The sequence below is a fragment of the Neisseria sp. HMSC070H10 genome (genome assembly GCF_001837635.1).
Lineage (GTDB): Bacteria > Pseudomonadota > Gammaproteobacteria > Burkholderiales > Neisseriaceae > Neisseria > Neisseria subflava_A.
Genome location: NZ_KV833367.1, coordinates 1 through 12,600, shown reverse-complemented (window position 1 = coordinate 12,600; position 12,600 = coordinate 1). Strand labels below are relative to the sequence as shown.

Here is a 12,600-nt window from a genome sequence, read left to right as displayed (position 1 = left end):
TGGGCAGTGGCAATGAAGACTTGGACCAATGGGGCTTTCATTGAGTGAAAAAGGACAAACGGATAAGGTGCCTCCTGTCGGATAGGGATACAAAGATAAAGATAAAGATAAAGATAAAGGGAAGAAAGATATGTACTTAAAAGCATTTGACGGAAAACGGAATGGGGCAGCTGTACAGAGGGGCTACTCCTTGATACAGCTGTTGGTGGTGATGCTGCTGGTTTCGATATTGGCGACGTAGGATATTAGGCCGTCTGAAAGATACTTAAGAATAGCTTTCAGACGGCCTTGTTGTAAGATGAATTTTTGATATTGGCGTACTTTTTTAAATACAGATAAAATCCCTGTTAATTATTTATAACGATATTTTTTAGGATACACAGTGCTTGCTTTGGATTATTGTCATCAAAAGGCTGCAGAAAGCCATTCCAGTTTTTTATCCGGCTTTCGTTTTTTATCGGTAGAAAAACGAAATGCGCTCACTGTTTTATATGCTTTTTGTCGCGAACTAGATGATGTGGTTGATGGCTGTACCGATCCAAATGTAGCTCAGATAACGTTGAATTGGTGGCGCAGTGATTTGGAGAAAGTGTTTAATAATGAGATGCCTGAGCATCCTGTTCATCAAGCTTTAAAAGATATTCGGGCAAGTTTTGATTTGCCGAAGAATGAATTTGAAGCTTTGATTGATGGGATGCAGATGGATTTGGAGCAGGCTCGTTATGGTAGTTTTGATGAATTAAAGCTGTATTGTCACCGTGTTGCCGGAGTAGTGGGGTGTCTTATTGCGCGGATTTTAGGTTTTTCCAATCCCCAAACTTTGGAATATGCGGACAAAATGGGCTTGGCTTTGCAGTTGACGAACATTATTCGTGATGTGGGCGAAGATGCGCGGCAGGGAAGAATTTATCTGCCGATAGAGGAAATGCAGAAATTTGATGTGCCTGCCAACGTCATCATGCAGTGTAAACCGACAGACAATTTTGCGAAATTAATGCAGTTTCAAGTGGATAGGGCGCGTGAAACTTATCGTGAGGCTATGTTGCTTTTACCGGCTGCGGATAAGAAATCGCAAAAAGTCGGTCTGATTATGGCGGCCATTTATTATGCGCTGTTGAATGAAATCGACCGTGATGGTGCGCAAAATGTTTTGACTTACAAAATTGCGATTCCTTCTCCCCGTAAAAAACGTATTGCTTTGAAAACTTGGCTGTTTGGATTTAAACCATGAATATTCGGCGTCCAAAAATTGCTGTGATTGGTGCCGGTTGGGCAGGTTTGTCTGCGGCGGTTTCCCTGATTCATCGAGCTGATATTGCTTTGTTTGAAGCCGGGAGACAGGCAGGCGGTAGGGCGCGTACCTTAGCAGGGAAAGATGATGGATTCAGCTTTTTGGATAATGGGCAGCATATTTTGTTGGGCGCGTATCATGGTGTTCAAACTTTGATGCAACATATTGGTGTTCAACCTGAATCAGCCTTTTTACGCCAGCCTTTGCAATGGTACATCCATGAGGGATTGCAGTTTCAGACGGCCTCTCTGCCTGCACCGTGGCATTTGCTTGTCGGTATCCTGCGTGCAAAAAATCTTTCTTTTTCATTGAAAATCAAATTGCTGTCGGATATGTCGGCATTGCAACATTGGGTAGGCCATCATAAAACCGATTTGACGGTTGCAAAGTGGTTGAGAACACGAAATGTTCCGCGCAGCCTACTTGGCCAATTTTGGCAACCTTTGGTTTGGGGTGCTTTAAATACGCCGTTAGAACAGGCATCGTTGCGCATTTTATGCAATGTATTGAATGATGGCGTGTGGTCTGAAAAGGCGAACAGCGATTATCTTTTGCCTAAGCAGGATTTAGGGCGGATCGTAGCCGAACCGGCTTTGGATTTCCTGCACAAGCATGGTGCAAAAATACATCTTGAAACCCGTATTACACATTTAAACCATCATATCGATGGCCGAATTGAAATCAATGGCGAAGTATTTGATGCGGTGATTTTGGCTGTTGCGCCATATCATATTGACGCGCTTTTGCCTGAAGATACGCCTGACTATATTCAGACGGCCTATCAATCGTTGCATTACCATGCGATTACTACGGTTTATTTGCGTTATGCCCAAGCAGTCAAGTTGCTTGCGCCTTTAACCGGGTTTGCTGAATGTACGGCGCAGTGGGTGCTGCATCGGGGGGCATTGGGTTTGCCGGATAATGAAGTTGCGGTCGTCATCAGCGTTTCCGATTACACCGAGGCTTGGAAGGACAAAGATTTAGCCAAGAAAATTCATGCGGACATCAAGCGGATTTGTCCGGATTTGGATAAACCCGAAGCCGTACGCATTATTACGGAAAAACGCGCGACTACGGCGGCAACGGTTGATTTTGTACAACCTGATTTCTCATGGCTGCACCATCGCCGTATTTATCCGGCCGGCGACTACCTCCATCCGCGCTATCCGGCGACCTTGGAAGCGGCGGTTCAGTCGGGTTTTGCCGCGGCTGAAAAGCTTATGCTGGATTTGCGGTTTGAATAAACTGAGGCCGTCTGAATGTTCAGACGGCCTTTTTGACTTTACAAAACTTACCAAGCCGATACAATATCTAAAACCATAAAGTTCAAGGAAAAGTCATGACGACATTAGCGGACAAAACCATCTTGGTTACCGGCGCGTCCCAAGGCTTGGGCGAGCAGGTTGCCAAAGCCTATGCGGCGGCCGGAGCGACTGTCATTTTGGTGGCGCGTCATCAAAAGCGTTTGGAAAAAGTATATGATGCCATTGTGGCTGCGGGCAGCCCAGAGCCGTTTGCCATCTGCTTTGATTTGATGAGCGCTGAGGAAAAAGAATTTAAACAGTTTGCGGAAACCATTGATGAAGCTACCGGCGGAAAATTGGATGGCGTGGTGCATTGCGCCAGCTATTTCTATGCCTTGTCGCCATTGGACTTCCAAACCGTATCGGAATGGGTCAACCAATACCGTATTAATACCGTTGCGCCTATGGGCTTGACCCGTGCGCTGTTCCCATTGTTGAAGCAATCCGAAGATGCTTCTGTGATTTTTGTTGGCGAAAGCCACGGCGAGAAACCGCAAGCCTATTGGGGCGGTTTTGGTGCCTCTAAAGCCGCGCTCAATTATTTGTGTAAAGTGGCCGCGGATGAGTGGGAACGTTTTGACAACCTGCGTGCCAATGTTTTGGTGCCGGGTGCCATCAATTCGCCACAACGTATCAAATCTCATCCGGGCGAATCGAAAAGCGAACGTAAAAACTACGAAGATGTCCTGCCGCAATTTATTTGGTGGGCAAGCCGAGAGAGCAGGGGGCGGACAGGCGAAATCGTCTATCTGTAAATATACCTGCTCAGATTGGTTTGAGAACATGAGGCCGTCTGAAATCTATATTTTCAGACGGCCTTTAACTTATTGAGTTTTTTATCTAAATAATGGTGTAGGTTTGATGTTTGACGTGTTGGTAGGCAACCGTCGGGCTGGCACAAATTTAGATGTAGTAATCTAAGTTATAGTTATATTGGATAAATATGACGGAATTTGACTTTATCAGACAATATTTGCAGCGACAAAAATCGGAAGGTTTGATTTTGGGTATAGGCGACGATGCCGCCATTATCCGCCCAAGTAGCGGATTTGATTTATGTTTTAGCGCTGATATGTTGGTCAAAGGCAGACATTTTTTTGAAGATGTCTCGCCTGAAGATTTGGCATGGAAAATGCTTGCAGTAAATTTGTCCGATATGGCTGCTATGGGTGCCAAGCCGCGGTGGGTGTTGCTCAGTGCTGCGCTGCCTGAATTGAATCAAAACTGGCTCAAACGTTTTTGCGACAGCTTTTTTGCTTTGGCCGCGCGTTTTGATACGGTGTTGATTGGTGGCGATACCACCAAAGGCGATTTGGTCTTTAATGTAACGATAGTAGGCGAAGTTCCGACAGGGCGTGCCCTGCGGCGTGATGGAGCCGAAGTCGGCGACGATATTTGGGTATCGGGCCGCTTGGGTTTGGCTGCCGCTGCTTTGAACCAACATCTGGGGCATTATCAATTGCCGTCTGAAATCATGGCGGTTTGCGATGATAAATTGCTCCGTCCGGAGCCGCGCGTTTCATTGGGGCTGGCATTGCTGCCGTTTGCCCATGCTGCGCAAGATGTTTCAGACGGCCTGGCTCAAGATGTGGGGCATATTTTGAAAGCCTCTGCTGTCGGGGCGGAAATATTTGCCGATTGTGTGCCGTCGTTGCCTGAATTAAAAAACGTTTTGCCGCGCGAGCAATGGTTGTCGGCAGTATTGGCCGGTGGCGATGACTACGAACTGATTTTTACTGCCGCTCCAGAAGACAGGGAACGCGTTTGTCAGGCGGCGGAACAAAGTGGCGTACCGGTTGCCCGAATTGGTAAAATGACTGACTCAGGCCGTCTGAATATTTTGGATGCCGAAGGCGGCGTATTGGAACTGACTTCTTTAGGATTTGATCATTTTGGCTGAACGTAAACCTACTTTTTCTTGGCTGTTGCACAAACCATTGTGTTTTTTAGGATTCGGTTTCGGCAGCGGCTTGTCGCCGGTTGCGCCGGGTACGGCCGGAACGCTGGCAGCATTACCTCTGGCTTTTGTATTGTGCTTGTTGGGCATAGACGGCTGGATATTGCTTTTATTGTGTATCGCCTTGTTTTTCTGGGGCATCCGCATTTGCGGTTATACCGAGAGGGAACTGGGCATTCAGGATTACGGCGGTATCGTTTGGGATGAAATTGTCGCGATGCTGCTGGTGCTGTCGCTGATTCCGTTTAAATGGAGCTGGTGGTTGGCGGCTTTTGTTATTTTCCGCTTGTTTGATGCGTTAAAACCCTGGCCGATCAAATGGTTTGACCAACGGATTCATGGAGGTTTAGGCATTATGCTTGATGATTTGATTGCGGCTGTAATGACCTTGATGGTCTTGGGGCTGTTTCATTGGATTGCGTGATGTATTTTAAGTGTTTCGACCCTTTGCAAAAATAGGGCGGACACGCCGGAATATCCGGTTTTAAATAAAATAAATATACGGGTGAACAATTATGAACGAAATCGAGATTAACGTGGAGCCGCGTTATATGGCCGGTCAGAGCGACGTCTATCGCGACCGCTACGCCTTCAATTATCTGATTACCATCTGCAACCGCAGCGATGAAATCATTACTTTGCGTCAGCGTTTTTGGGAAATCACCGACGGACACGGTGAGACAGAGCAAGTCGGCCATGCCGGCTTGATTGAAGAGCAACCTGTTTTGTACCCGGGCGAAGCCTATGAGTACAACAGCGGTTCGCAAATCAGCACGCCTTGGGGCAGCATCGAAGGCGCGTATGAGTTTGAAGACAGTATCGGCAAACGTTTCGTTATCGGGGTGCCGAAGCTTGAATTCAAAGCAGGCTTTACGTTGCAATAGGCCGTCTGAAAAATGAAAAACCGGAACATGGGAAATGTTCCGGTTTTGTTTTTTCAGACGGCCTTATCAGTCTTTGCAAGGCTGTACCAATACCCACGGCGCTACAACGACCGCCCACATTTCCTGCTTATCCTCTAGAAAAGTACGCGCCATATCATCGCTGACGGCACCGAATTTGCCTTGTTCCATCCATTGTTTCAATGGCGTGGCTTCATCTTCGGCAACATGGCGGGCGACGGCAATCAAATCCAAATCAGGCGCAACATAAACGGCGGCACCGCGTGCGAAGTGGGGTTGCAGCTCTTCCCATGAAATGCGGGCGGTTTCGGTATTGAGTTTTTCGTTTAAGAGTGGAATAGACATAGGACAATCATCAAATAAAAAACGGATTGTAACCGATATTCGGCCTTTTGCCCGATGCCGTCTGAAAACGAAAGAAATTTACAGGGTTAACGTTATACAGTATCATTTTAGAGTTTTAATTTCTTTCAGACGCCCTGTTGTCCGTATTCGGGCAAGGGCGGTTTTAGGCTTATGAATTCTGTATTGTTGACCGGATTGCTGCAAAGGCTGCTGATTGCGCTTGTTGCATTGGCGGCGTTGTGGGCTGTGTATTTTTGGGCGGTATCGCCATGAGTATCGTGGTGGAAAATCTGACGGTCAGCTATCAGCGCAGGCCGGTGGTGCATCATGTCGATATGGTGTTTGAAGATGGCAAGATGTGGACGATTTTCGGGCCGAACGGCGCGGGCAAATCGACCCTGCTCAAAGCCATTATGGGCTTGCAGAAGACGGATACGGGCAGCGTGCGCTATGAAAATATGGCGCGCAAGGACATTGCCTATCTGCCGCAGCAGTCGGACATTGACCGCAGCCAGCCGATGACGGTGTTTGAACTGGCGGCGATGGGGCTGTGGTATGAAATCGGCTTTTTCGGACGTGTGAACGCGGCGCAGAAAAAGCGTGTGATGGCGGCTTTGGAACGCGTGGAAATGCAGGATTTTGCCACGCGCCAAATCGCGCACTTGTCCAATGGTCAGTTTCAACGCGTGTTGTTTGCACGGATGCTGGTGCAGGATGCCAAATTTTTGCTGCTGGACGAGCCGTTTAACGCGGTGGATGCGCGGACGACTTATGCGCTGTTGGAAGTTTTGCGACAGTGTCATCAGGACGGTCAGGCTGTGATTGCCGTGTTGCATGATTACGAGCAGGTAAGGGCATATTTTGCCAACACGCTGCTTTTGGCGCGTGAAAAAGTGACTGCCGGTGCGACGGAAAATGTGTTGACCGATGAGTTTTTGGCACAGGCAAACCGAATGATGCAGAAACAGGAAGCGGCCGATTGGTGCGCGGTTTAATGGACAAGGCCGTCTGAAAGTAAGTATTTTTCAGACGGCCTCAGGCTTTCAGAGATTAAGAAAAAAGCGATAAAACATGAATTTATATGATTTGGTCGTCGCGCCGTTTGCCGAATTTGACTTTATGCGCTATGCCCTGGCGTCAATTTTCTGCCTGGCATTGAGCACGGCGCCTGTCGGTGTGTTTTTGGTGATGCGCCGCATGAGTTTGGTGGGCGACGCCTTGAGCCATGCGGTTTTGCCCGGTGCGGCCATTGGCTATATGTTTGCCGGTTTGAGTTTGCCTGCGATGAGCGTCGGCGGTTTTGCGGCCGGTTTGCTGATGGCTTTACTGGCAGGTTTGGTCAGCCGGTTTACTTCATTGAAAGAAGACGCGAACTTTGCCGCATTTTATTTGAGCAGCCTCGCCATCGGCGTGGTTTTGGTCAGCAAAAACGGCAGCAGCGTCGATTTACTGCATTTGCTGTTTGGCTCGGTGTTAGCGGTCGATATTCCGGCTTTGCAGCTGATTGCCGTTTCTGCGAGTGTCACTATTTTGCTTATGGCGGTCATGTTCCGCCCGCTGGTGTTGGAAAGCATAGACCCTTTGTTCCTCAAGGCTGTAGGCGGTAAGGGCGGCTTTTGGCATGTGTTGTTTTTGGTGCTGGTCGTGATGAATCTGGTTGCCGGTTTTCAGGCATTGGGTACGCTGATGTCGGTCGGTTTGATGATGTTGCCGGCGATTACTGCCAGACTGTGGGCGAAAAGCATGGGTTGGCTGATGATTTTGTCTGTAGCATTGGCTTTGCTTTGCGGCTTGGCAGGACTGTTGTTTTCCTACCATATCGAAATCCCGTCCGGCCCGGCGATTATTTTATGCTGCGGCACGCTTTACCTGATTTCCGTCGTGTTCGGTTGGGAAGGCGGCATTTTGGCAAAATGGCTGCGCCGCAAGAAACACCGTACGGCATGATTTTTCAGACGGCCGCTTGAATAATCAGGCGGTCTGTTTTATGATGATGTTAATGTTACGTTATATCACTGGAGAGAATATGAAACATTGGAAACTCGGCATCGTTGCCGCATTATTGACCGGTGTAGCTTATGCCGCTCCGTTGCCTGTTGTCACCAGCTTCAGCATTTTGGGCGACGTGGCCAAACAGATTGGCGGCGACCGCGTGGCCGTTCAAAGCTTGGTGGGCGCCAACCAAGACAGCCATGCCTACCACATGACCAGCGGCGACATCAAAAAAATCCGCAGCGCAAAATTGGTATTGCTCAACGGCTTGGGCTTGGAAGCCGCCGATGTACAGCGCGCAGTCAAACAGAGCAAAGTGCCTTTCGCCGAAGCGACCAAAGGCATTCAGGCGTTGAAAGCAGAAGAGGGCGGCCATCATCATGACCACGATCATGAAGGCCATCATCACGATCACGGCGAATTTGACCCGCACGTTTGGACCGACCCCGTCTTGATGGGTACTTATGCACAAAACGTTGCCAATGCGCTGATTCAAGCCGACCCTGAAGGCAAAACCTACTATCAGCAACGTTTGGGCAACTATCAAATGCAGCTGAAAAAACTGCACAGCGATGTACAGGCTGCCTTTAATGCCGTACCTGCCGCCAAGCGTAAAGTCTTGACCGGACACGACGCGTTCTCTTACATGGGCAAACGCTACAATATTGAATTCATCGCCCCTCAAGGCGTGAGCAGCGAAGCCGAGCCGTCTGCCAAACAAGTGGCTTCCATCATCCGCCAAATCAAACGCGAGGGCATTAAAGCCGTCTTTACCGAAAACATCAAAGACACGCGCATGATTGACCGTATCGCCAAAGAAACCGGCGTCAATGTCAGCGGACGTTTGTATTCTGATGCACTGGGTGGCGCACCGGCCAACAGCTACATCGGCATGTACCGCTACAATGTCAAAGTTTTGACCGATGCTATGAAAAAATAAAGCGGTTTCAAGATAAAGGCCGTCTGAAACCTTAAAAACAAGGTTTCAGACGGCCTTTTATATGCTTATTTTTAAAATAAATCGTCAAATTTAAAATATAAAAATAAAATTTGTGCTATTAAAAGTTTGATTATCAAAAATTCATGCTAATTTGCTTGGTAAGTACGCACCATCCGTGCGAATTGCTTATCGGTTGTCTGCCGGCCACTCACGGCTTGACTTCACCCTGTTACAATTCGGCATCTTCACGTTTCTTAATATTACATCATGAGCAACCATTCGTCTTGGTCATCCAAAATCGGCTTTGTGCTTGCTGCGGCAGGCTCTGCCATCGGTTTGGGTGCAATTTGGAAATTCCCTTATACAGCCGGTACCAACGGCGGCGCCGTATTCTTTCTTTTGTTTTTGATTTTCACCATTTTGGTGGCTTTACCGGTTCAACTGGCTGAGTTTTACATCGGCCGTACGGGCGGTAAAAACGCCATTGATTCCTTTAAAGTATTGCGCCCGGGTTCGCAGTGGCCGTGGGTCGGCCGCATGGGTGTGGCCGCGTGTTTTATTTTGCTGTCGTTTTACAGCGTGGTCGGCGGCTGGGTGTTGAACTACGTCGTGCACAGCTTTACCGGTGAAATTCATGCCGGCGCAGACTTTGAAGCCTTGTTCGGCAACACGATTTCTTCACCGTTTGGTTCGCTGTTTTACCAAGGCTTGTTCATGCTGATTACCATTTGGGTGGTTAAAGGCGGCATTTCAGACGGCATTGAAAAGGCAAACCGCGTGTTGATGCCGGGTTTGTTTATCCTCTTTATCGCACTGGCTGTCCGTTCGCTGACCTTGCCCGGCGCAATGGAGGGCGTGGCATTCTTGTTGAAACCGGATTGGTCGTATTTGAAACCGGGCACGATGCTGACTGCTTTGGGTCAGGCGTTTTTTGCATTGAGTATCGGCGTGTCTGCGATGATTACCTATGCCTCGTATTTGGGTAAGGATCAGGATATGTTCCGCTCCGGACATACGATTATGTGGATGAACCTGTTTGTATCATTGCTGGCCGGTTTGGTGATTTTCCCTGCGGTATTTGCCTTCGGTTTTGAACCCGGCCAAGGCCCCGGCCTGATTTTTGTCGTGTTGCCTGCGGTTTTCATGAAAATGCCGATGGGGACTTATTTATTCGCCGTATTCATGCTGTTGGTTGTTTTTGCAACGCTGACTTCCGCATTTTCCATGCTGGAAACCGTGATTGCGGCAACCATCCGCCAAGACGAGAAAAAGCGCAGCAGCCACACTTGGATAATCGGTATTGCGATTTTCATAGTCGGTATTCCTTCGGCGCTGTCTTTCGGCGTATGGAGCGAGTTTAAAATTTTCGGCAAAACCATTTTTGACTTGTGGGATTTCATCATTTCCGCCGTCATTATGCCGATTGGCGCATTGAGCGTTGCCGTGTTTACGTCATGGGTTCAGGACAAACAGTCCGTCCTGCGTGATGCGGGCATGGGCAGTACCGTGCCGAAACAGCTGCTTTGCCTGTGGCTGGGTGCGCTTCGCTATCTTGCGCCGATTGCGATTGTTGTGGTGTTCATCAACTCTTTGGGTTTGATTTAAACCGATAGTGGGCAGACAGTCCGGCGAAGCAATTCAACTTCGGGCTGTTTGTTTAAAACATCATGAAAAATATTAAGGCCGTCTGAAAAATGTTCAGACGGCCTTTTTATAGATGCGCGATGCTGGGTTAGAACTTCGCTTGCAGTCTCAGCCATGCAGTACGGCCGGGTTCATTCACGCGCATGGTTTGCGTACCGGCAGACGGGTCGCCGCCGCGGCTGACGAATTCAGCATAGGTTTTGTTGAACACATTGTCCACGCCGCCTTGCAATGTGGCGTATTTGCTGAATTTCCAACCAGCGTTGAGCGAGAGTACGCCAAAGCCCGAAGATGCGCCGATGTCTTGGCCGACGATATTGCCTTGGCCTTTGCTGTAACGGTTTTGTTTGGCTACGACGCGCCATAATGCGCCCGCGCTGAATTTACCGTTGTCAAAGGCAAGGGTGTTGTTCCACTCGAGCGGCGGGGTTTGTGCCAAAGGTTTGCCGTCGGTACGGTTTTTGCCGTGGGTGTAGGCGAGGCTGGTGCCGACTTCCCAGTTAGGCGCAAATGTCCATTTGACTTCGGCTTCGCCGCCAAAGCGTGAAGCGTTGATGTTGCGCACGTTGAAATTCATGCCTTGGCGCTCCATCATGATGAAGTCTTTGATGTCGCTGCCGAATACGGATACGGATGCGTGGAGGTTAGGACGTTTCCAGATTACGCCTGCATCGATTTGGCGGTTTTGCTCTGCGCGGATGGCTTTGTGTTCGGAGCGCAGGCGTTCCCAGTAGTCAGGCGCGCGTTCGGCAATACCGAAGCCGGCATAGTATTTCAGGCCGTTGTCCGTATTTCTTTCCCAACGCAGGAAGCCTGAGTTCAAATTGAATTTTTGATGTTTCAAAACGGGGTCGGTAACGCGCGCGGTATCGTAATGCGCTTTGACTTGGTCATGGCGCAAACCTGCTACCCAGCGTTGATTGTTGGTGTGCTGCCAAGAGGCTTCGGTGAAAATACCCCATTGTTTGAAACTTTGGTTGGGCATGTAAGGCTTGTGGCTGTAGCCGTCGCCACCACGCTCCATGCGTGCGACGTGGACGTCGTCCAGATAATCCAAACCGGTTTGCAGGTTGAGCTTGTCCCAGTCGAAAGTGGCTTTCAGACGGCCTGTATCGGTATTGCGTTTAGGGTTGTTGGCATTTTTAATCTGCATGCCGGCAGGGTTGCGGATGGTACGCAGGCTGTATGTGTCCATCACGTGGTCGATTTCGCTTTTACCGTAGCGCAGTTCCAATTCGCTGAACCATGGGGTGAGGTTGCGTTGGGTAAAGCGGATGTTCCATGCATCACGGTCGAATTTACTGCCGTCCATCATGCGGTCGGCGTAGGCAACCTTGGCTTTGCTGCGCTCGTATGTACCGGCAATGGTGGTATTTTCTGTCGGGGTAACACCCAGTTGCAACATTTGGCTGTCGCGTTTGAAGTTGGAGTGAATGCGGTTGCCGTCGCCGTCTTTGTAATCGTCGGCTTCGTTATGGGAGATATTGGTACGGACGTAGCCGTATTTGCCGCCGAACTCGGCTTCCAGCGAGCCGTCAAGGCGGTCGTTGCTGCCTGCTGTCAGAGTGGCATTGATGTTGTAAGGTTTTTCAGTGAAGTCAGGGTCTTTACGGATAAATTGCACCGAACCGCTGACCAAGCCCATACCTTGGGTGACGGTTTGCGGGCCTTTGGTGACCACGACTTTATCAAATGAATTTGGGTGAATATAGGCAGTCGGCGGGTCCATGCGCATACCGCAACCGCCATAAATAAACTGGTCATCGGCATTGACGGAGAGGCGCGAGCCGCCCAAACCGCGGAACAGCGGATCGCCCGAGCTGCCGCCTTTGCGGATGATGCTCATGTTGGGCACGGATTGTAAAAGGTCTGCCCCGTCTCCGGCAGGGAGGGGTTGCAAAGCAGCTTTGGGGTTGAAAGTAACGCGATTGGCTTTTTCTTGTTGTGTGCCGGTGACGGTGACAGGGGAAAGGGTAACCGTTTCTTCAGGTGTAGGGTTAGTCTCTGCCCATGCTTGGGATACGGCTAAGACGATAGGCAAGATAAGTAATGGTGGGTATTTCATATCGTTTCTCTCTATTATTAGGAATTATATTAACTAATACCTAGGTATTATACATAAAGTCTAGTGAAATAGAAGCAGTGGGATTTTAATCTAAATCAATATTTTCAGATTTTTGGCGTATAGGTTGAGACCTTTGCAAAAAAGCCCTTCCCCAACAGCC

12 protein-coding genes are annotated in these 12,600 nt (G+C 49.1%); 10 read left to right on the top strand and 2 right to left on the bottom strand.

Annotated features, from left to right (window positions below; all coding sequences use genetic code 11):
- The first annotated feature begins 382 nt into the window (after positions 1-382).
- The 6 genes from hpnD (at position 383) to apaG (ending at position 5,436) form a co-directional block, all read left to right on the top strand.
- Positions 383-1,231, top strand: a complete 849-nt coding sequence (hpnD, locus tag HMPREF2606_RS04330; protein ID WP_070583806.1) for a presqualene diphosphate synthase HpnD — start codon at positions 383-385, stop codon at positions 1,229-1,231.
- Entirely contained in the window at positions 1,228-2,535 is a 1,308-nt protein-coding gene (gene hpnE, locus HMPREF2606_RS04325; RefSeq protein WP_070843363.1) for a hydroxysqualene dehydroxylase HpnE, read from the top strand. Before hpnD ends, hpnE begins: the two co-directional genes overlap by 4 nt.
- A 95-nt stretch (positions 2,536-2,630) precedes the next feature.
- Positions 2,631-3,350 (top strand): SDR family oxidoreductase, encoded by a 720-nt coding sequence (locus HMPREF2606_RS04320; protein WP_003747583.1) that lies wholly within the window; start codon positions 2,631-2,633, stop codon positions 3,348-3,350.
- A gap of 188 nt (positions 3,351-3,538) precedes the next feature.
- Positions 3,539-4,495: a thiamine-phosphate kinase gene (thiL, locus tag HMPREF2606_RS04315; protein ID WP_070711864.1), complete on the top strand. Its 957-nt coding sequence runs from the start codon at positions 3,539-3,541 to the stop codon at positions 4,493-4,495.
- Positions 4,488-4,976, top strand: coding sequence for a phosphatidylglycerophosphatase A family protein (locus HMPREF2606_RS04310; protein WP_070711875.1), 489 nt, complete (start codon positions 4,488-4,490; stop codon positions 4,974-4,976). Before thiL ends, HMPREF2606_RS04310 begins: the two co-directional genes overlap by 8 nt.
- Positions 4,977-5,067: 91 nt before the next feature.
- Positions 5,068-5,436 (top strand): Co2+/Mg2+ efflux protein ApaG, encoded by a 369-nt coding sequence (gene apaG / locus HMPREF2606_RS04305; protein ID WP_003682575.1) that lies wholly within the window; start codon positions 5,068-5,070, stop codon positions 5,434-5,436.
- A gap of 66 nt (positions 5,437-5,502) precedes the next feature.
- Here apaG and HMPREF2606_RS04300 read toward each other — a convergent pair whose 3' ends face one another.
- The gene (locus tag HMPREF2606_RS04300; protein ID WP_070711861.1) at positions 5,503-5,799 is read right to left on the bottom strand and encodes a DUF2288 domain-containing protein; all 297 of its coding nucleotides are present in this window, start codon (positions 5,797-5,799) and stop codon (positions 5,503-5,505) included.
- Positions 5,800-6,068: 269 nt separating this feature from the next.
- On the opposite strand from HMPREF2606_RS04300, the gene HMPREF2606_RS04295 reads away from it, so the two are divergent.
- The 4 genes from HMPREF2606_RS04295 to HMPREF2606_RS04280 all read left to right on the top strand — a co-directional run bounded on the left by HMPREF2606_RS04295 (position 6,069) and on the right by HMPREF2606_RS04280 (position 10,336).
- Positions 6,069-6,794 (top strand): metal ABC transporter ATP-binding protein, encoded by a 726-nt coding sequence (locus HMPREF2606_RS04295; protein WP_070607635.1) that lies wholly within the window; start codon positions 6,069-6,071, stop codon positions 6,792-6,794.
- Between the two features lie 76 nt (positions 6,795-6,870).
- Entirely contained in the window at positions 6,871-7,746 is an 876-nt protein-coding gene (locus tag HMPREF2606_RS04290) for a metal ABC transporter permease (protein ID WP_070711856.1), read from the top strand.
- A gap of 79 nt (positions 7,747-7,825) precedes the next feature.
- Positions 7,826-8,731 carry a metal ABC transporter solute-binding protein, Zn/Mn family gene (locus tag HMPREF2606_RS04285; protein ID WP_141756535.1) on the top strand — a complete coding sequence of 302 codons (906 nt, stop codon included), beginning with the start codon at positions 7,826-7,828 and terminating at the stop codon, positions 8,729-8,731.
- 267 nt (positions 8,732-8,998) lie between these two features.
- On the top strand, positions 8,999-10,336 hold the full coding sequence (locus HMPREF2606_RS04280; RefSeq protein ID WP_070711850.1) for a sodium-dependent transporter: 1,338 nt from the start codon (positions 8,999-9,001) through the stop codon (positions 10,334-10,336).
- A gap of 127 nt (positions 10,337-10,463) precedes the next feature.
- On the opposite strand, the gene HMPREF2606_RS04275 is transcribed toward HMPREF2606_RS04280, so the two are convergent.
- Complete coding sequence (locus tag HMPREF2606_RS04275) at positions 10,464-12,440, bottom strand: TonB-dependent copper receptor (protein ID WP_070711846.1); 1,977 nt, start codon at positions 12,438-12,440, stop codon at positions 10,464-10,466.
- Positions 12,441-12,600: the final 160 nt, after the last annotated feature.